Here is a 19,924-nt window from a genome sequence, read left to right as displayed (position 1 = left end):
ACATCACTTATCCCTGCAAGCAAAAAGCACCGATTAACGGTGCTTTTTTATGGCTGCGATTAGCAGGATTTTATTGCGGTAATTATTGCGGTAATTATTGCGGCAATAGCTCAATCACAGATTTCACCGTAAGCACTAAGGCACTGATAGCGCAGAGGGCTAAGGTTGCCATCTTGGTCTTATGTTTATCCACATTCCCCACCAGTTTGCCCGCCACTAAATAGCCTAAAAACACTGAGGGCAGCAGCATGAGTGATAACCACAAATGCTTGATTTCGAGTAGGCCCGTCACCCCAAGAATGACCAGGGCTATGGTCGAGCTGAAGATAAAGAAGGCCGACAGTGCGGCGCGAAATTTGGAGGCATCCTTACCCGCCAACAAAATCGCCATCGGTGGGCCACCAATGGCGGCAATATTACCAAAGATCCCCGAGACTACGCCCGCGCCAAACAGGGTTGCCTTATTCACGGGAAGAGTCAATTTATACAGGCTCAGCACCACGGCGACTGCCACAATGCCAGCAATCGCCAGACCAAGAATCGGCTGCGGCGCAAACAGCAGCAGGCTGGCACCGATAAAACCTCCGGGCACTCGACCGATAAGCGCGTATTGCAAGCCATTGAATTCTAAATGGCCGCGTTCACGCAGTAGGGTGAGTAGGGCGATGGAAAAACCCATCACAATCACAGGTGCGGGCACTAATTCGGGGTCGACAATATACAGCAACGGGCTCGCCACCACGGCAAGACCAAAGCCAATCAGACTCTGGGTGAGGGCACCTAAAAACACAATCACAGACGCAATGGCGAGCGTTTGTGGATCTATCAAGGAGAACATAGGATTCCATCAAAACAAAATAGGGATCGTTACTCTAACCCATCAGGCAAGATGAGCATTAACGATCCCTAATGATAAGTAGGATATTGGACGCTTAAGCGTTACTCCATATCTTCCCACTCGATCCCCATTTCGTCCATCAACCGTTTCGCTTCGGCGGGAATGCTGTCTGGGCTATCTTTCGACAGATCGGCATCATCAGGCAGAGGCTGGCCGGTGTAGGCATGCAAAAATGCTTCACACAAGAGTTCGCTATTGGTGGCGTGGCGCAGGTTGTTCACCTGACGACGGGTACGTTCATCCGTGAGGACTTTTAGCACTTTGAGCGGAATAGACACAGTAATTTTCTTTACTTGTTCATTCTTCTTGCCATGTTCAGCATAGGGGCTGATGTATTCCCCATTCCATTCAGTCATTGACTCACCTGTTATAACGCTAAATTCGGGGCAGATTTTAAACCCTTACAGATAACAGTCAAATTATTGCTACTATTTCTTAGTGATTGCAAACAGATTTCTTTATGTTTAGACGTCTAAACGTCTTAACGCCTATTGACGATGCCACTGGGCTTAGGTACATTTAGACGTCCAGACATCTCTTTGCGAACTTAGGAGTTCCCGATGACCGCAGGCAAATTAGTGACCGAACGTCAATTAGCCACATTAGCAGTGCGTCAGGGTATCGAAAGCGATACTCAGTATGGCGCGGTGGTGCCGCCAATTTACCTGTCGACTAATTACGCCTTCGATGGTCATAAAAATCCTCGCGAATTTGATTACAGCCGTTCCGGCAATCCCACCCGCAGCATCTTAGGTGATGCCTTAGCTAAGCTGGAAAAGGGCGCAACCGGTGTGGTGACTTGCACTGGCATGGCAGCCATTACTCTAGTCACTACCTTGCTCGGCCCCGATGACTTGCTGGTGGTGCCCCACGATTGTTACGGCGGTTCTTACCGTTTATTCACTAACTTGGCTAAAAAGGGCCAATTTAAACTGCTGGTGGTCGATCAAACCGATGCCCAAGCGCTCGAGCAAGCGATTGCCCAGCAACCTAAGATGGTGTGGATTGAAACCCCATCAAACCCTCTGCTGCGAGTCGTCGATATCGAAGCTATCGCCAAGGCAAGCCACGCTGTAGGTGCTTTAGTGGTGGTGGACAATACTTTCCTCTCGCCCATTTTGCAGCAACCGCTGTTACTCGGTGCCGATATCGTTATCCACTCCACCACTAAGTACATCAATGGTCACAGCGATGTGGTGGGCGGCGCGGTGATCGCCAAAGATCCTCAACTCGGTGAGACCTTACATTGGTGGTCAAACACCTTAGGCTTAACTGGGTCTGCCTTCGACAGTTATCAAACCCTGCGCGGTCTGCGTACCTTGGCCGTGCGCATTCGCGAGCATCAAAGCAATGCCCAGCGTATTCTGGACGTGCTGACGAGCAGCGCTGTAGTGAGCAAAGTGTATTACCCAGGCCTTGCGGATCACCCCGGTCATGCCATTGCCGCCAAGCAGCAAAAAGGCTTTGGCGCTATGCTGAGTTTTGAGCTTAAGGGCGGCGAGGCCGAAGTGGTCGCCTTTTTAGATGCCTTAAGTTTATTTAGCGTGGCCGAGAGCTTAGGTGGCGTTGAGAGTCTCGTGGCCGTGCCCGCGACTATGACCCACAGGGCGATGGAGCCCCAAGCGCGTTATGAAGCTGGCATTAAAGACACCCTATTACGTTTGTCGGTTGGTATTGAAGATGCCGAAGACTTAGTTGCAGATATTCAAGCAGGATTGGCCGCCGTTGCGGCTTGTCAGTAGAGGAATTCGAGATGGCACGTTGTCACTTACATAAATTTGGTGGTTCCAGCTTAGCCGATGCCGATTGTTATCGCCGAGTCGCCCATATTCTGTTAACCCATGGTCATAGTGATGATCTGGTGGTGGTGTCTGCCGCGGGTAAAACCACTAACTTTTTATATAAATTATTGTCCCTGCGCGATAGCAACCAATTATGGCAAGAAGAGTTACAGGTTCTTATCAGCTATCAACAAGGTTTGATTGAGCAGCTGTTATCTAATGAGCAAGCGCGGGATCTACGTGAGCGTTTAACCACGGATAAAGCTCAGTTAATCAGTCTATTATCTTTAGATTCCCGCAACGATTACCAAATTAGCCATGTGGTGAGCTTTGGTGAGCGTTGGTCGGCGCGCTTAATGGCGGCGCTGCTGCGCGAATCGGGTGTGGCCGCAAGTCATGTGGATGCCTGTTCGATTCTTGTGGCCGACGAGGCCGCCGTACCGCAAATTCGTGTGCAAGAATCCCGCGCCAAAGTGCAAGCCTTACTGGCCGCGCATCCTAACGAGCGTTTAGTGATCACAGGTTTTATCTGTGCCAACGAGCGTGGCGATACCTTGCTATTGGGTCGCAATGGCTCTGACTTTAGCGCCAGCTTAATTGCTAGCCTTGCCGACATTGAGCGCGTAACCATTTGGACTGACGTTGAAGGGGTATTTAACGCCGATCCGAATAAGATCAACGATGCGAAATTACTCAAGAGCATGTCCCTCGCTGAAGCCGACCGCTTGGCGCGTCTAGGTTCGCCAGTATTACATTCACGCACTTTGCAGCCGCTGTTTAACACCGAGGTGAGCCTAGCCGTACGTTCAAGCTACGCCTCCCATACCGACTTTACCCTGATTGCGCCCCACAGTTCCTCGGCGAGTGCGCCTGTGGTGACTAACCTGAATGCCGTGGTGTTATTTGGCTTTAAGATCGCGGGCGATGTGGCCAGTCTGCTTGAGCAATTAGTCGAAGCAGGATTAACGCCACTGGCCCATTGGGTATCGGCGCATCAACGACTCGAGCTCGCTTATACCGCTGAAAACCAAAAACAAGTACAAAAGTTATTGGATGCGCAGGCCGAAGCCCTCGGCATTAAAGATCTGCAAATTAATACCGAACTCGGTTTAGTGGCGCTTGTGAGTGCCGATGCCGAGCATTATCGCCGCAGCTTTGCCCGTTTACTGAGCCGTGACGCTAAGCCCTTGTTCAGTGGTGACTTAAGTTTGGTGACCTTAGTGCCACAGTCGCAGGTTAATCTGCTGACGCAAAAAGTGCATCGCCGCTGCGCCGGTCCACGTAAACGCATTGGCGTATTGCTGCTGGGTGTTGGCAATATTGGCGAGGCGTGGGTGAAGCTATTTAAGTCAGTTTCTCCCTCGTTAAATCAAGAGCTTGAAGCGCGTGTCGAGCTTGTCGGTTTGGTGAGTTCCAGCAAAGCCCTGATCAAGTCTACGGCTGTGGATTTGGAAAACTGGCAGCAGGAATTCGATGCCGAGGCAACACCTTGGCAATATGAACATTTATTCGAACAATTAGAACAACTTAACTGCGACGAACTGATTGCATTAGACATCAGCGCCAGCGCCAGTTTGACTCTACAATACCCAGAGTTTTTCGAGCGTGGCATCCATATGGTCAGCGCGAACAAGCTTGCGGGTTCTGGCCCGCTGCCGTTCTATCGCGAGCTGAAGGAACAACTCGGTTATCGCCGTCTATTCTGGCGTTATAACGCCAGCTGCGGTGCGGGCTTACCTATTCAGCACGCCTTAAACGATTTGCGTAACAGTGGAGATACGGTTGAGGCCGTCGGCGGGATTTTCTCTGGTACCCTGTGTTGGTTATTCGAGAAATACGATACCAGCAAACCCTTCTCGGAATTAGTGGTTGAAGCACGTGGCCTAGGGATTACCGAACCCGATCCCCGCGACGATCTCTCTGGGCGCGACATGCAGCGCAAGCTACTGATTTTGGCCCGTGAAATCGGTCTGGAAATCGAGCTTGAGGATATTGAGCTGCGCTCCCTAGTGCCGGCTCATTTAGCGGATATTCCACTGGAGCAATTCCTTGCCCGTATCGCTGAGCTGGATGATGAATTGCAGCAACAATACGGTGCGGCGGCGGAGCAAAACAAAGTGCTGAGATATGTCGCCTCCTTGGACAATAGCGGCGCGGCCCTGAAAGCTGAGGTGGGATTACAGTGGATTGATGCGAATCATCCCTACGCTAACCTGACGCCTGGGGACAATGTGTTTGTGATCCGCTCTGCTTTCTACCAAGGTAATCCGCTGATTATCCGTGGGCCGGGTGCGGGGCGTGAGGTAACTGCCGCAGCGGTGCAATCGGATCTGACGCAGATCTGTCGCGATCTGCTGCAAGAGTAGTCATAAACCCAGACACTTGAAGAACTTAGCCCCCGTATCTTCAAGCTGATTCGGGCAATATTCATAGACGTAAAGGACTCATTCGAGTCCTTTTTTTATTGGCGAAGATCAGGACTAAAATCAAGGTGGTCAACGAGGGATAAGAAAATGCCAAAAAGGGGGATTTTTTGGCTTGACTTAACGGCCAGTTTCTCTAGTATATGGACATATAGACGTCCAAACGTCCATATGGATTAAATTACTGCATTTATAAGTCGTACCAGCGCGATGGAGCGTCGCACTTGGGCGGTTGAGGAAATACACATGGCTTTTCATCACGCACAACATTCACATTCGCTAAACCAAAGTTTGTCTGAACTTAATGGCGATATTAATGTTTCTTTTGAGTTTTTCCCGCCATCAACCCCCGAAATGGAACAGATCCTGTGGAACTCTATCCGCCGTTTAGAGCCGCTGAATCCTAAGTTTGTTTCAGTGACCTATGGTGCCAACTCGGGCGTGCGTGACCGTACCCACGGCGTGATTGAACGTATTCAAAAAGAAACCAATCTGGTTGCCGCGCCGCATTTAACCTTAGTGGATGCCAGCGACGAAGAATTGTTAGATCTGGCGAAGCATTACTGGAAATCGGGGATCCGCGACATAGTGGCACTGCGTGGCGATTTACCAGCGGGCAGCCCGAAACCGACTCGCTTTGCGGCGGATTTAGTGCGCTTACTGCGCTCAGTGGCCGACTTTGATATTTCGGTTGCCGCTTACCCAGAAGTGCATCCAGATGCGGCTAATGCTCAGGCCGATTTGATTAACCTCAAGCGTAAAATCGATGCCGGTGCGAGCCGTGCTATTACCCAGTTTTTCTTCGATGTTGAATCTTACCTGCGTTTTCGCGACCGCTGCGTTGCGGCGGGAATTGATGTCGAAATCGTCCCCGGCATTTTGCCTGTGACTAACTTTACCCAGTTAAAACGTTTCGCGGGTATGACCAATGTAAGCCTGCCGAGCTGGTTGCATAAGCAGTTCGATGGCCTAGAGAATGATGCGGGCACGCGTCAGCTGGTGGGGGCTAACGTGGCGATTGATATGGTTAAAGTGTTATCCCGTGAAGGTGTTAAAGATTTTCACTTCTACACCCTTAACCGCGCAGAGCTGACCTATGCGATTTGCCATACCTTAGGGGTTCGCCCAAAGGCGGTATAACGCAGTAAACATCCATAAAAAAACGCCGCTATTTAGCGGCGTTTTGTTTTTGGCTAGTGACTAATTCCTAAATCTTAAATTGGGAGAGCAGAGTCGTTAAGCGCATTGAAAGCTGCGCGAGTTCATCCCCCGCCCGCGCGGTTTGCACGGCACTTTCGGTCGCATTGGTCGCAATATCATTAATATTATTGACGTTTTTATTAATTTCCGCCGAAACGGCGCACTGCTCATTGGCGGCGCTGGCGATTTGAATGTTCATTTGGCTGATGGTCGATACGGCTTGGGTAATGGCCTCGAGGGCAGAACCTGCCTCATGCACCAGTGATACACAACTCTGTGTGGTGGCCGTGCTGGTATTCATGCTGCTAACTGTGGCCTTGGCACTCTGTTGCAACGCCTCAATCATCTGCTGAATTTCTGTGGTTGAAGCCTGAGTTCGGCTGGCGAGGGTGCGTACCTCATCTGCCACTACGGCAAAGCCACGGCCTTGCTCTCCGGCGCGGGCGGCCTCAATCGCGGCATTGAGGGCGAGTAAATTGGTCTGATCGGCAATATTGCGGATCACCACTAATACCGAATCAATTTGCGTGGTATTGCGCTCGAGTTCGTTAATGGCATTGGCGGCTTGGGCAATCTCATCAGCGAGCAAGCTAATGGTCGATATGACTTTTTCGACTAATTGTTTACCCTGCTCGGTAGACTCGCTGGCATGGGTTGCAGCATCGGCGGCGTCGGTGGCATTGTGGGCGACCTCTTGCACTGTTGCCGCCATTTCGTTCATCGCGGTGGCAACCTGTTCGGTTTCGAGGTGTTGCCGATTCGCCATTTGCTGGGTTTCACGGGTGATGGCGGACATTTCCTCGGCCGATGTCGCGAGCAAACTGGTCGAGTCTGATACTTGGACCACTGTGGCGTGGATTTTCTCAGCGAAGCGGTTAAAGGCCTGAGCAAGTTGGGCCATTTCATCCTTGCTCTTCACTTCGATACGACGGGTTAGATCGCCTTCACCTTCGGCAATATCGTTGAGTGCGTCAGTGGTTTCGGCAATTGGGCGGGTAATACTCTTAGCAATAAACCACGCGATTGCTGTACCGATTAATAAGGCAATGATTCCTATCATGATGAGTTTTAAACGAATATCGGACATAGCTTGCTCTGAATGACTTCTGTCCAGCGCAATATCTAACACCCCGAAGGTTTTGCCCGAATAGTCCTGTATTCCATGGCGGTAGAGTGCAAAGCTCTTGCCATTTAAATCTATGGTGCGGATAACTTCGTCGCCTTGCATAACGCTCTTAAGTTCGCTGGCGGCGCTGGTGTCTGTGGTAAACGTGCCACCGAAGGGGACAAAGCCGCCATCTTTTGGAAGCAGGAGACTGATCTCGGCCTGATAAGCATTTTTAAAATGATCGAAGAAGGTTTGGCCAAAGGACATGCCAAACTCCACTGAGCCCATGTGCTGCCCTTCGTAATTCATCGGGACTAGCCCACGGATCCCTAAGCCTTCCACGCCATATTCTAAGCCGCTAAGCGGTTGTTTTTGCGTGTTAGTTTCGACAATGGTTTTACGGATCGCGGTGAGGTCGTCGCCATATTTCTCTGGGCGGTGCAGGCGTAAAAACGAAGTGGCTGGCGGGGTGTGGAACTGGAACTGTTGCACGGCAAAATCTTGTTTAAGGCGAGTAAATAGCGGCAGTGTGCGTTGCAGTAATTCATCACGGTCGCGTGCGGCAAAGCTGCTTTGGATCTCTGGGGTTAAGGAGATTAATGTCGCCATTGCCTGTGCTCTTTGACCCGATGAGGCGATATTGGCTACTGCGGTTTCGTACAGTTTGTGCAGTTCTCGCTGCTCGGACTCGCGAATTTGGCGACTGAATTCCGATAGCACCAGTGGCATGATAAAGCTCATCACCGCAAATAGCAGTAGGCTGATCCCTAACACTATCCTAGTGCTAATGTTTAAATTCTTCACAGTTAACCTCCAAATATCCGTATGTCTGCCTAATTATCTTTTTGAATATTATAGAGATACTGCTTTTTAGATTTGAGAGCAGCTTAGCCTTTTTCAGTTGTTTTCCGTTTTTTTGTAGATTTCGTGGCAGCGTGCACAGATCTTTTTTTCGTGGCGAATATTTACTTAGCCTGCTAACTAAGTATAATGCTTAGCAGGCTAAGTAAATGGGTAAGCATGATGCAAAAAGAATTAGAGCGACTAAAGGAGTTATCCCTGGCGGAACATTTAGGCCGCTTGCACCGACTATGGCGCACCGTGGCGGATGTGGAATTAGCGCCACTCGGGTTAACTCATCCTCGTTGGACGGCATTGTGGAAGTTATTGCGTCTGGGCGACAACGTGAGCCAGAAGGTGTTGGCGGATGCGCTGGAAATTGAATTGGCTTCTTTGATGCGCACGTTAGGGCAGCTTGAGGAACAAGGTTTAGTCGAGCGTCACTGCTGCACTAAAGATAAGCGCGCTCGAATCGTATCGCTAACGCCCGCGGGAAAGGATGTATTAAAGCAAGTCGAAGCGCGGATTATTCAAGTGCGCGCAGAGTTGTTGGCTGGGATCAGCGCCAGCGAGCTTGGTGAGTTTGAACGCATCATTAGCCTAATCAGTGATAACGCCTTAGCCAAGTTGGCTAAGAGCACAGAAATTCTTGAGTGAGAAATAAGATGACACCGGATCAACAATTTGCCCGCCTTGTAAAAATCGCCATGCTCGGTTTTGTGGCTGTGTTTGGCTATTTTATGTTTGCCGACGCTATGATGCCCTTGACCCCACAGGCCATGGCAACCCGTGTGGTGACTAAGGTGACTCCGCAGATCAGCGGCAAGATTCAAACCATTAATGTGAAGAATAACCAAGTGGTTGCCAAGGGCGATTTACTGTTTCAAGTCGACCCTGCGCCCTTTGCGTTAGCCGTGTCTCAGGCAAAATTGGCCCTAGAGCAAGTGCGCCAGGACAATGCCGAGTTAGATGCTTCGTTGTTAGCCGCCAAGGCGGAAGTGAATGCCAGTACTACGACGGCTCAATTAAAGCGTCGCGAAGCCAAACGTTTAGATGCACTGTATGCCACCCATGGTGTGTCGCAGCAGCAACGGGATCAGGCCGATAGCGATGCGGACGCCGCCGAGGCGAATCTGTTAGCCGCTAATGCTCGCCTCGATAAACTCAAAGTGAGCCGTGGCCTCTATGGCGAAGAAAACCTAAGAGTTCGCCAAGCGATGAATGCCTTAGAGCAAGCTGAGCTGAACCTGTCTTACACCCAAATTCGTGCCGACCAAGATGGGGTGGTGACCAACCTGCAACTCGAAGTGGGCAGTTTTGCCGCAGTCGGCCAGCCGCTACTCGCCTTAGTCTCTGATAAATTAGATATTATTGCCGATTTTCGTGAAAAGACCTTACGTGGCGTTAACGCATCTTACCCTGCATTAATCGCCTTCGATGGTGAGCCAGGCCGTTTATACCGCGCCCAAGTGAGCAGTGTTGATGCTGGTGTGAGTGCGGGGCAGTTTGATGCCAATGGCCGCTTAGCGGCGCCGCAGGAGTCGGACCGTTGGGTGCGCGATGCGCAGCGCTTAAGACTACATTTAGTGTTAGACGACGATGCGATGAATAATCTGCCAGCAGGTGCGCGTGCCACTGTGCAATTACTGCCTGACAATACGCTGTTTAGCCTGCTAGCCAAGGTGCAGATTAAGGTCATTAGCCTGCTCCATTACATCTATTAATCTCAAGGCCATTCGCATGTTGTTACGCCACAACCCTTTAACCACCAATGACCTACGCCAGTGTTTGCGCATTGCCACTGGCGGCACCATTGGCTTTACCCTCTGTAAGCTCTTTGGGTGGAGTAATGGGGTGTTTTTTACGGTAACCCCGATGCTATTGCTGGGACTCGTCCCTGTGATGAGTGGCCATGCGATGCGGCAGTTGCTGGCTTCATCGGCCATGGCGGGGCTTGAAGTCGGCTTACTCGGAGGTTTCTTCGGTAGCCACCCCGGATTGATGACGCCGATTGTCTTTTTACTGTTTTTATATCGTTTTGCGGCTATGTCCCGCGGTAGCCTATTTCTGTTTGGTGCCAATGGCGTGCTGAGTTTGAGCATTATGCTGCACTTTGCCAGCTATCCGGGCACAGATCTCAATGACTTAATCTTCAGTAATTTCTGGGCGACGGGATTGTCTGTGGTTATCGCCTATCTGATGACGGCACTCTGGCCGGATGTCGAGCCTCGTCCAGCCTACAAACCCGGCCCTAAGGCGCCGCACCGTATGCGGCACGAGGCTTTACTCGGTGCCAGTATTGCCACGCTCTCTTTCTTAGTGTTTCAAATTTTCGATTTGCGCGACTCCATGTCGGCACAGGCGACCACGCTGTTACTCCTGTTCCCCATGCATTGGAACGGGGCGCTGGATTATGCCCGTAAACGCGCGCTGGGCACCCTGCTTGGGGTGTCGTTTGGGGTGATGGTGCAACTCTTCCTCTACGACTGGTCTGGATTGTTGATCCTGATTGTGCCGCTGCTGTGGGTTGGACTTATGTTGTTTGCGCAGGCCCATGTAAAGGAGGCGAGTGGCTCTGGTGTGGGGTTTGGTGCCATGACTACCTTAGGAATTTTGTTTGGCCAATACTTAACCCCTGGCAACGACCTGATTTTTAGTGCGCTGTACCGGGTGAGCAGTATTTTTGTGGCGATAGTGGCGACGTTATTCCTCTGTTACCTGCTTCATAAGTTATTGAATAGCTTTGAAGCGACTCGATTTGGTTATTAAGAACTTAATATTAGATTTTTTTAATACTTGTTCAGTGGAGATTCGAGGAGTAAGGTACAAACTCGTTTAGTGTGGGCTAAACGTGTGAACGCACCACTCAATTATCTCTTTTTAACGACCTAGGTTTAGGACTTGGCTATCACTTGAGCCGTTTAAGTTCTACTCAAGGTATGTTCAAGGATAGAAAATGAATATTAAAATTAGAACATTAGCCAAAGGCATCGCGCTGATCTACGGCTGTGCCTTGACCTCTGTAGCCATAGCCAATCCAACCGCAGTCCCGCCAGCGGGACAAATCTGCGTGACCTGTCACGGCGTCGAAGGCGAGGGCATAGAACCCCTCGGCCCCCGACTCGCTGGACTCTCGAAAGAATACATCACCACCCAATTACAACATTTTCAGGCAGGTGTGCGCCAAAACGCGACCATGATGCCGATGGCGATGACATTGCAAGGTGATGGCATCGAGCAAGTGGCGAGTTACTTCTCCACCAAATCGCCTAAGACTGAGGTCAAGCCGGTGATCCGTGGTGAGCAGGTGACCTTTAGCGACGATACAGCGCGCTTGGCCTATCAAGGTGATTGGTCTCGCGGCTTACCGGCTTGCGTGACTTGCCATGGCCCCTCGGGTTTAGGTGGCGGCCTGTTCCCACGTTTAGCGGGTCAACAGGCCAGTTATATCAAGACGCAACTCTTGGCGTGGCAAGCTGGCACTCGTAAGGGAGATGTGGACGGCATGATGGCCAATGTGGCTAACAAGCTGACCGCCGCCGAGGTGGATGCCTTAGCGAACTACTTTGCGAATTTGAAATAAGGAGCCGGCCATGAAATATTCTGCCATCTTACTATTGGCCGCAATGGGCGTGCTAACCGCTCAAGTTCAGGCTGCGAATGAGTTACCCGACAAACAAGCGCCATTGCCCTCAGTCCCTAAAAATCCTGAGCAAAGTTACTTAACCCCAAGACCCTTAAGTGCGATTCCCGAAGGGGCCTTCGGCGATAAAGTACGCTTGGGTTATCAGCTATTTGTGAATACCCAGCAGCTGAGAGATAAGTATGTGGGTAACGAGCTTAACTGTACCAACTGCCATATGGATGCGGGCCGTAAGGCGAATGCGTCACCGCTTTGGGGCGCCTATTTTGCGTATCCCGCGTATCGTAAAAAAGACGATAAAGTAAATACCTTTCAAGAGCGGGTACAAGGCTGTTTTAACTATTCGATGAACGGTAAAGCCCCCGCTGCGGGCAGCCCCGAGCTGGTCGCGCTATCTGCCTACGCCTACTGGTTAGGGATGAGTGGATTAATGGATGCGGCTAACCTTGATGGCCCTGTGCCAGAACTCAGCGATGCCGAATTGGTAAAAGGCGCCAAACGTGAGGATTTCCCACTGCCTGACACGCTAGCCAAAGCCATGACAGTGGAGCAACGCGCAAATCTGCCTGGCCGTGGTTATCCTGAGATCCCCAAACCTGAACTCGCGTTCTCACCCGAGCGCGGCAAAGCCGTGTATACCGCTCACTGCCAAGCATGCCATGGCGCCGATGGTCAAGGCCAAGCGATTGCGGGTGTTTACTCTCTGCCGCCATTATGGGGTCCTAAGAGCTACAACTGGGGCGCAGGCATGCACAGGGTCAATACGGCCGCATTCTTCATTTATGAAAACATGCCCTTCGCTAAGAGTATTCAGCTGACTAACCAACAGGCTTGGGACGTTGCGGCTTACATTAACTCCCATGAACGGCCACAGGACCCCCGCAATAAGGGCGATGTGAAACAAGCGCAGGAGAAATACCATAACGACAATGACTACTACGGTGTCGAAGTCGATGGCAAAGTGCTTGGCACCGCCTCTTATCCGGTGTTTCCGAAAAAGTCTTAGTTGAGTCGCTCTCATTCAGTGCTCGTGTAATGAAGTAAAGCGAGTCACTGGATGGGAGGTTTATAAAATCGCCTTTTGGTGTTCAGTGAATATGTGAGTCATAGCGGCCTTACGGCCGAGGTGAATCAAAGTCGTGGGGCTTCACCCCACACCCGACCAAGGAGGACTGCTCGTCCTATCCTCCTTGGATTCTCCAAGACGCCCCTAGCGAAGTTACATGCATTGGTTAGTGGCTTCGTGCTTATTCAAAAATCGCTAACGCTTCCGATGGGGCGTCCCTTCCCCCCCGAAAGCTACGCAGACTTCCTGTCTGCGTCACGCGATTTTCTTCAACGCCCTTCAGCAACTTCGCAGGGTAGGGTGAACTTCTGCTGCCTTGGTGTTAGCTGTTAGTCCTAAATATTTGTGCCTGTCGTCTCATCTTTCTGGGAAATTTATAAACTAACTTTAAAGTGAGCCTATAAAGGTATCGGTTTTTGCTTGGATGTTTGTGCAATTAACGGAAATTATTGTCATTTAACTTTGCTTAATACTATTTACCGCGCCAAAATACTTCTCGGTAAATAAAGTCTAGATTTTCCTGGATGAAAAATGTTGATAGCCCACTGATGCAGATGTTAACTTATTGGCATAATTGAATTATTTGTTTGTGTCATTTCAATGTCAAACTCTATGCTGTTTGGGTTTTATTAGAAGTACAGGCAAAAGATTGTTAAATTAATAGGAGTTTCTTTTGGGCATAGAAAATGAAGACGTCAAGTACACAGAAAATAAGTTACTAATCTCTTTTTATTATAAAAACAAGTCAAAAAAATTCTTTAAACATCCGAATATTGTTCAAGGTGAGCCCTTTTCATGGGGAGTACAAATCGAAAATATCGATGATAAGCCTAGCTCTTCATTCAAGATTATTGATGCAGGTTTCCATGACCTCGATGAAAAGTACTTTGACCAATCCGAAAAAACAATCTTTGTAAGGTCATTAAATCCAGGTGAAAGCACATACATAGAAATAGACCATTCTACTATTTATCTGGAAGGGGTACTTTGGGTATACATTGAACTTGAGCCTGAACTTTCTAATGTGAAGTATATAACCTTTCAAAAAGACTCTAAAACTGGGATTGTTAACAAATACCATTCAGGGGAAAATGATGATAATAGATGGATGGATGAAATTTATGTTCAAAAAAGGATGGAGTTACTTCAAGCAAGAACGAATAACTACATCCTTTTACTGACGATAGTTACTGTCTGGCAATCCATTTTTGGCCTTAAAGAAACAATTACCTCGTTGTTTAGTTTTGTCTCTCACCTTTTTATGTGGTTATCCGACTTCTTCTCTTGGCTTAAGGGATTCATCTAAAAAACATATAATGTGATAGCTGAGAAATTGTAAATCTAAGCGTGGTTATCTTTGTAGACGCATCATTCCTAAACTCCTTTAATGTCATATTAAGGTGAATTTAGGAAGTGTTTGAATCAACACTTAATTGACATCATTATGTATGAATCCGTGAATACACTTTCCATATCGCAGGAATCCGGCTTACTGAGCTAAATGAATACACTAAATATGATTTTAGTTAGACACCACTTGATGAATACGGTCAACTAAAGGGCAATAAATACCTAGATGTTTATTTGCACGCTTAATCGATATGATGAGTGCCTTGATGATGGAATGATTATTCCAATGTTAATGCAAAAACCATTATTATTTCTGCGTTATCACTCCGATACCATAAGGATTACCGTGCCTAAGCACTTACCAGAATCTCATTTAGATACAGCGCAAATTTGCCCTTTATGCCAAGGGGCGAATCAGTGCGCAATGACTCTTGGTGCAGATATCAGTGACTGTTGGTGTGCTAAGCAGGCGTTTCCGAAGTTGACTCAATTGTTATCTGGCGATTTGGCGGCAGGCTTATCGACAGGCGATACAACGGGGCTGAGTGCCGATAAGTTAGCGAAATTATTATCGCAGCCTGCGACGGCTTGCATTTGTGAGACTTGTTTAAGCCGGATAAAGCGCGAGCTAACAGTTTCTGCTTCAGAAGATAAAAACAGCCCATCGGGATTAGTCGATGGGCTGGGATATGAGGTGAAATAGCGGGCTATTAATTGATGGTGTAATCCAGTTGTACGCTACTTTGTGCTTCTACGGCTTTACCATTTTCAAATTTGGGTGCGTAACGCCATTTATTTAAGGCTTCGATGCTTTCTTTTTCAAATAAAGTGCCACCCTTAGAGGCTAAGATTTCAGGATTTTTCACAAAGCCATGTTCATCAACGGTAAATTTAAGTTGAACCCAGCCGCTTTTACGTTTTTGGACATAGGATGCAGGGTATTTAGGCGTAGTGCGAAACAGCGGTTGCTGTTCCTGTGCGTCGGCCCAAGGGCGCATCTTGCCGATGGCGATACAGTGGGCGGTCGATTCGTCACGCTTTCCTTGGCGCTCATAAAGTTCGACTAGATAAGCATGGGCGCTTAACGCATAAGGGTGGCTGTAGTTAAGGGCTTCAAACTGCTTCACTACTTCTAAAAGCAGCGGAATCGCCTTGTCATCATGCTTTTCGGCATATTGAACGGCACCGACGACATAGGTAGCTTTGACTCTGTCGAGGGCATTTTCGGGCAGGATTTCTTTGTAAGTTTCGTAGGCCTCGAAGGCATAGCTTCTTACGCTTCTTGTGTATAGCTCAGTATTGGATAAGCGGTTAAAAGCGGCCATTTTTACATCGGCGATCAGTTTCTTGTTATCGGATTTTTCAGCAATTGTGATTGCATCAAGCAAATCATTTTTCGCATCTTTGGCTTCGACGGCGGTTTGTGCTGCACCAAGTAAGGGATCGATAAGCTCAAGCGCTTCTTTACCATAATGAACTTTATAATTTGTGAGAGCGAGTTGATATAACTCATTCGCCTTCGCTGTTTTTGGCAAATTATTTTCTGCAAATGGGTAAGGGGCGACTTGCTTCTCTATTGCACCAGCCCAGTTCATGGCGAGGTTAGCTAAGTCGACACTGTCCTTAGCATATTGAGCTTCACCTAGTTCGAAGGCCCTTTTGGCACTGACTTCTATTTGGGCGTTATCACCTTGTTTGAGTGCGGTTTGGTAGTCACTGTAGGCTTGGGAAAATGTGTTTTCCGAGGCATTTATGGGTAACGAAGTACTTAAGGCTAAAGCAAATAGACTGGCTAAGGGTAATATTTTTCCGTCTAACATCTTGTATATCCTTATATTTAGTTCCATCGGATAGTACAAATGTTTCACTCTTGATACAAGCTTGTTTTCCCTCTGTTGGTCAGTAGGGGATTAGGAAGGTAAGCATTTGCCTACCTTCTGACTTTGCCGATTGGCTTGGTACTCTTTAGTGCGTGACTTATTTAGCTACGAACTGTAAACCAAATTGACCTAACTCGCCGTAGTAGAATTGGCAGTGCTGATTGAGCGGCAGATCTAATACCCCCGCATATGAGCCTGTGATCACATACTGTCCACGGGTTAAGCCAATCCCTTGGGCAGATAAGAAGTTGACCAACCAATAAAGCCCTGCTTTAGGGAAACCGTTGGGATGAACCGCGGCTTTTTGCAGCGTCTCACTTGCTTGCTGTCCGCCAGCGGCAACGTCAACACTCAGGGCGAAATGGCCTGTTTCAGCCGAGGTTGAGATTTCTGGCCCTAACCACAAGCCTTGATTGACTAAACCATCGGCGAGAGCATCGAAGTGGTTGGCTTCGCTTGGGTTTTGATAACGACTTTTGATCAGTTCTAAAGCGAGGCGCGTTTTACCTAGGGCGGCGTCGATTTCGGCTTCCGAATAAGGCGTGGCTCGTGGTGGTAAATCGCTGCCAATTTCAAAGGCGAGCTCGGGTTCGACACGGGCAAGCCCTTTGCTCGAAGGATAAAGTGGACACTCGGCGGTTTCGACATACACATCATGTTGATAGATAGGCGCTACCACGGTTTTTTCTGCGGTTGGGAGTAGGCACTTCCACCCCGCAATCGGGTTGTCTTGGGCGCTAAACTGCTGCGCAATGGTCTGCTGGATGGCAAAGGCCAAGGGGAAATCTTTCGGTCTTAGCGCTTCTTGCAACAGCGCGCCCGCTTCACCTTTGGCGCGTCGCTGGGCGAGTTCTTGTGCTGCAGCCTTAATGGACTCAAGCTGTGTTTTAGCGTCTGTCTGTGACATGTTTAATCCTAACTAACTTATTTAAAAGGACTTATTTAAAGGACTTGTGCAGAGTCGTTTATGTCGCAATCACTGAGCGCATAAGGCATAACTCGACTCTGTAAATCCAATTTGAGCTAAAAGAGAAATTGCGCTCAATATACCTTTTTGTGCTGCTAAAGGCTTGATAAAACTTAGCTTGATATGCTCTGCATTTATCGCCAGTTAAGATAGGTTTAGTGTCAGCTTAACTATCCAATCCGGAGGATAAGTTAATCGCTTTTTAGGCTAGATCTTAGCGCGCCGCGGTGCCAGAATGGCGTTCCTTTCTGCGGTACTACTGGGACTTTTCCGTGAATCAAAGCCACTCTGGATCCTTGGCAACTAACCATGCTCAATTAGGATTGTTGTTTATTTCTGTCGCCGTATTGTTTTGGGGCATGTTACCCATAGCGCTTAAGCTATCGGGTAGTTTTATCGATCCTGTGACGTTGACTTGGTTCCGTTTTTTAGTGGCGCTCCTCGTCAGTATTTTGGTGCAGTGGAGTGCCGGGAGCTTGAAACAGTTTGCGGCGCTCGATGCCAAGGTTTGGCTCAGGCTTATCCTCGCTGGACTGTTTCTAATGCTTAACTATGTGTCATTCGTGTATTCCCTCGATTATTTAGCTCCGGGAGCGGCGCAGCTTAATTTTCAAACCTCGCCATTTTTCCTCGCCTTTGGCGGCGTATTGTTTTTTAAAGAACGCTTGAATGCGGTGCAGCTCAGTTGTTTTGCTACCTTAGCTTTAGGGATGTTGATGTTTTTCCATCCCTATTTAGATTTTTCCGCCACCGATAACCATGAGATCTGGCTTGGGGTGATGATAGTGCAGTTTTCCGCATTGTCATGGACTACCTATGCGCTGCTGCAAAAGTCACTGTTGAACCGTTTGTCCCCCGCCAACGTACTCTTAGTCATCTACGCCTTAGGGATCTTTGCGATGGCGCCCTTTAGCGATTTTAGCCAGTTTGCACAAATGGATAGCTTCGACTGGCAAGTGGCGCTGTTTTGCGCCGCCAATACCTTAATTGCCTACGGCTGCTTCGGACAATCGATGAAGTACTGGCCGACGGCACAGGTGAGCGCCATGCTGGCGTTAACGCCGGTATTTAGCTTTAGCGCCACGGCGTTAGTGGTCAGTATAGGTTGGTGGCCTGATGTATTTAAGGCCGATAAATTAGATGCGCTATCGCTCTTTGGCATAGGTGTGATTATTGTGTCAGTGATGGTGGTGCAGTTACTGCCCATGTATCGCCAGCGCCGCGCACGACGTTTGCAACCCGCTTCACAGACCACTGAATAGGTACCCGAGTGATAACACGCCTGACCGACATGCAACTTGAACAAATCCGCGGGGTTATCTTTGATCTCGACGGCACGCTTGCCCATTCAAACCCCGATTTTAAAGGCTTAAGGGCGGCATTAGGTATTGGATCGGGGACCGATATTCTCGAGCATATACATAGCCTTGAGACCACAATGGCTAAGATGCAGGCGCTGGAAATTGTCCATGACTATGAGCTGGAAAGTTCGCGTCAGGCGAGCTGGATTGAAGGCGCGCAGGCGCTGATTGCCTTTTTAAAGACACGGCAACTACCTCTGGCGATTTTGACCCGCAATATGCCCGAGGCGGCCAAAATTACCATCGAAAAACTCGGTATTGATATCCCTCTAGTGCTGACCCGTTACGATGCCGAGCCAAAGCCACATCCGCAGGGTATCCACTTGATTTGCGAGCAATGGCAGTTGAGTCCGGCGGATATCTTGTATGTGGGGGACTATCTATTCGATCTGCAAACCGCGCAAAACGCCGGTAGCCGCTGCGCCCTCTATTGCCCAGAAGAGGTGCCCGACTATGCCCAAGCGGCGGATTTACTCATCGCTAATTATCAGAGCTTTATCGACGCTTGGGCATTAGAAGTTAAAGGCTAACTCAAGCGCGGACGGACTAATCCCAATCGGGGGCAAAGTCTGGATCTGCGACCCTGTGATTGCGATCCAGTTGATTGATTTGCTCTATTTCTGCAGGCGTTAAGCTAATCCTTGCTGCGGCAAGGTTGCTGCGAACATTCTCTCTTTGGGTTGAGGAGGGAATGGTGGCAAAACCTAATTGTCGCAGCCATGCCAACACAATTTGTGCGGGAGTGGCTCGATGCGCCATGGCTAAGTTGACAATGGTTTCATCCTGCAACACTGCGCCATAGGCAAATGGCATGTATCCCGTTACTAATACATTGTGTTGTTTACAAAAATCCGTCACTTTGCGATTGATGAGATAGGGATGCACTTCTACTTGATTGGTATAAATAACACCTTCGCCTAAGATGGCAATCGCTTGCGCGAGTTGTGCATTGGTAAAGTTTGATACGCCAATCCGACGGGTTAGGCCTTTATCTAATACCGCTTTGAGTTCTGAAAGATACTCGACCATATTGGGCTCATCGCTGTTTAACGGCCAATGGATGAGTAACAGGTCAAGATACTCGGTTTGCAGCGCCGTTAGACTGTCGATAACGCTAGTCTCAAAGCGTTCCTTCGTCAGGTTTTCAGTCCAAACTTTGGTCGTGATAAACAGTTCTTGGCGTGGGATCCCTGAGGCGTTAATCGCATCCCCGACGGCCGATTCATTACCATAAATTTGTGCCGTATCGATATGGCGTGAACCTTCTTCGAGTGCCATCAACACTGCATCGAACGCAGCTTTATCTTTAAGCCTGAATGTTCCTGTGCCCAGTATCGGCATCGCTGTCAGAGGCGTTTGGTTAAATGCTGTCGCATTGGTGTGAGTCATATTCTTCCCCTTATTCTG

18 protein-coding genes are annotated in these 19,924 nt (G+C 48.9%); 12 read left to right on the top strand and 6 right to left on the bottom strand.

The annotated features are described in order from the left end of the window. Positions 1-94: 94 nt before the first annotated feature. Complete coding sequence (locus L2713_RS04780; RefSeq protein ID WP_011624172.1) at positions 95-838, bottom strand: sulfite exporter TauE/SafE family protein; 744 nt, start codon at positions 836-838, stop codon at positions 95-97. A gap of 101 nt (positions 839-939) precedes the next feature. Beyond that, positions 940-1,254 (bottom strand): met regulon transcriptional regulator MetJ, encoded by a 315-nt coding sequence (gene metJ, locus L2713_RS04775; RefSeq protein ID WP_086902215.1) that lies wholly within the window; start codon positions 1,252-1,254, stop codon positions 940-942. Positions 1,255-1,476: 222 nt separating this feature from the next. Here metJ and metB point away from each other — a divergent pair, with 222 nt between their 5' ends. The 3 genes from metB to metF all read left to right on the top strand — a co-directional run bounded on the left by metB (position 1,477) and on the right by metF (position 6,242). Further along, the gene (gene metB, locus L2713_RS04770; protein ID WP_248967217.1) at positions 1,477-2,640 is read left to right on the top strand and encodes a cystathionine gamma-synthase; all 1,164 of its coding nucleotides are present in this window, start codon (positions 1,477-1,479) and stop codon (positions 2,638-2,640) included. An 11-nt stretch (positions 2,641-2,651) separates the two neighbouring features. Continuing rightward, positions 2,652-5,045: a bifunctional aspartate kinase/homoserine dehydrogenase II gene (locus L2713_RS04765; protein ID WP_248967125.1), complete on the top strand. Its 2,394-nt coding sequence runs from the start codon at positions 2,652-2,654 to the stop codon at positions 5,043-5,045. 303 nt (positions 5,046-5,348) lie between these two features. Beyond that, positions 5,349-6,242, top strand: a complete 894-nt coding sequence (gene metF / locus L2713_RS04760) for a methylenetetrahydrofolate reductase (RefSeq protein WP_011624168.1) — start codon at positions 5,349-5,351, stop codon at positions 6,240-6,242. 67 nt (positions 6,243-6,309) lie between these two features. Here metF and L2713_RS04755 read toward each other — a convergent pair whose 3' ends face one another. Then, positions 6,310-8,214 (bottom strand): methyl-accepting chemotaxis protein, encoded by a 1,905-nt coding sequence (locus L2713_RS04755; RefSeq protein ID WP_248967124.1) that lies wholly within the window; start codon positions 8,212-8,214, stop codon positions 6,310-6,312. Between the two features lie 219 nt (positions 8,215-8,433). On the opposite strand from L2713_RS04755, the gene slyA reads away from it, so the two are divergent. The 7 genes from slyA to L2713_RS04720 all read left to right on the top strand — a co-directional run bounded on the left by slyA (position 8,434) and on the right by L2713_RS04720 (position 15,012). Further along, positions 8,434-8,907 carry a transcriptional regulator SlyA gene (slyA, locus tag L2713_RS04750; RefSeq protein WP_086902296.1) on the top strand — a complete coding sequence of 158 codons (474 nt, stop codon included), beginning with the start codon at positions 8,434-8,436 and terminating at the stop codon, positions 8,905-8,907. Positions 8,908-8,915: 8 nt separating this feature from the next. After that, on the top strand, positions 8,916-9,974 hold the full coding sequence (locus L2713_RS04745; protein WP_248967123.1) for an HlyD family secretion protein: 1,059 nt from the start codon (positions 8,916-8,918) through the stop codon (positions 9,972-9,974). 16 nt (positions 9,975-9,990) lie between these two features. Further along, positions 9,991-11,019, top strand: a complete 1,029-nt coding sequence (locus L2713_RS04740) for a DUF2955 domain-containing protein (protein ID WP_086902211.1) — start codon at positions 9,991-9,993, stop codon at positions 11,017-11,019. A 187-nt stretch (positions 11,020-11,206) separates the two neighbouring features. Next, positions 11,207-11,833 carry a c-type cytochrome gene (locus L2713_RS04735; protein WP_248967122.1) on the top strand — a complete coding sequence of 209 codons (627 nt, stop codon included), beginning with the start codon at positions 11,207-11,209 and terminating at the stop codon, positions 11,831-11,833. A 10-nt stretch (positions 11,834-11,843) separates the two neighbouring features. Continuing rightward, on the top strand, positions 11,844-12,899 hold the full coding sequence (locus L2713_RS04730) for a c-type cytochrome (protein ID WP_248967121.1): 1,056 nt from the start codon (positions 11,844-11,846) through the stop codon (positions 12,897-12,899). Positions 12,900-13,632: 733 nt separating this feature from the next. Beyond that, the gene (locus tag L2713_RS04725; protein WP_248967120.1) at positions 13,633-14,265 is read left to right on the top strand and encodes a hypothetical protein; all 633 of its coding nucleotides are present in this window, start codon (positions 13,633-13,635) and stop codon (positions 14,263-14,265) included. A 270-nt stretch (positions 14,266-14,535) separates the two neighbouring features. Beyond that, on the top strand, positions 14,536-15,012 hold the full coding sequence (locus tag L2713_RS04720) for a cysteine-rich CWC family protein (protein ID WP_428847966.1): 477 nt from the start codon (positions 14,536-14,538) through the stop codon (positions 15,010-15,012). A 7-nt stretch (positions 15,013-15,019) separates the two neighbouring features. Here the strand turns inward: L2713_RS04720 and L2713_RS04715 are convergent, their stop codons facing one another. Both L2713_RS04715 and L2713_RS04710 read right to left on the bottom strand, forming a co-directional pair. Continuing rightward, positions 15,020-16,129 carry an energy transducer TonB gene (locus L2713_RS04715; RefSeq protein ID WP_248967118.1) on the bottom strand — a complete coding sequence of 370 codons (1,110 nt, stop codon included), beginning with the start codon at positions 16,127-16,129 and terminating at the stop codon, positions 15,020-15,022. A gap of 157 nt (positions 16,130-16,286) precedes the next feature. Next, positions 16,287-17,096, bottom strand: coding sequence for a hydratase (locus tag L2713_RS04710; protein ID WP_248967117.1), 810 nt, complete (start codon positions 17,094-17,096; stop codon positions 16,287-16,289). Between the two features lie 332 nt (positions 17,097-17,428). Here L2713_RS04710 and L2713_RS04705 point away from each other — a divergent pair, with 332 nt between their 5' ends. Both L2713_RS04705 and L2713_RS04700 read left to right on the top strand, forming a co-directional pair. Continuing rightward, entirely contained in the window at positions 17,429-18,418 is a 990-nt protein-coding gene (locus tag L2713_RS04705) for a DMT family transporter (protein WP_248967116.1), read from the top strand. Positions 18,419-18,426: 8 nt separating this feature from the next. Beyond that, positions 18,427-19,047, top strand: a complete 621-nt coding sequence (locus L2713_RS04700; protein ID WP_248967115.1) for an HAD family hydrolase — start codon at positions 18,427-18,429, stop codon at positions 19,045-19,047. Between the two features lie 16 nt (positions 19,048-19,063). On the opposite strand, the gene dkgB is transcribed toward L2713_RS04700, so the two are convergent. Continuing rightward, entirely contained in the window at positions 19,064-19,906 is an 843-nt protein-coding gene (gene dkgB / locus L2713_RS04695) for a 2,5-didehydrogluconate reductase DkgB (protein WP_248967114.1), read from the bottom strand. Between the last annotated feature and the right edge of the window lie 18 nt (positions 19,907-19,924).

Source organism: Shewanella seohaensis, from assembly GCF_023283775.1.
Lineage (GTDB): Bacteria > Pseudomonadota > Gammaproteobacteria > Enterobacterales > Shewanellaceae > Shewanella > Shewanella seohaensis.
The sequence above is the reverse complement of the archived record's forward strand: the minus strand, read 5'-3'. Positions and strand labels throughout refer to the sequence as shown.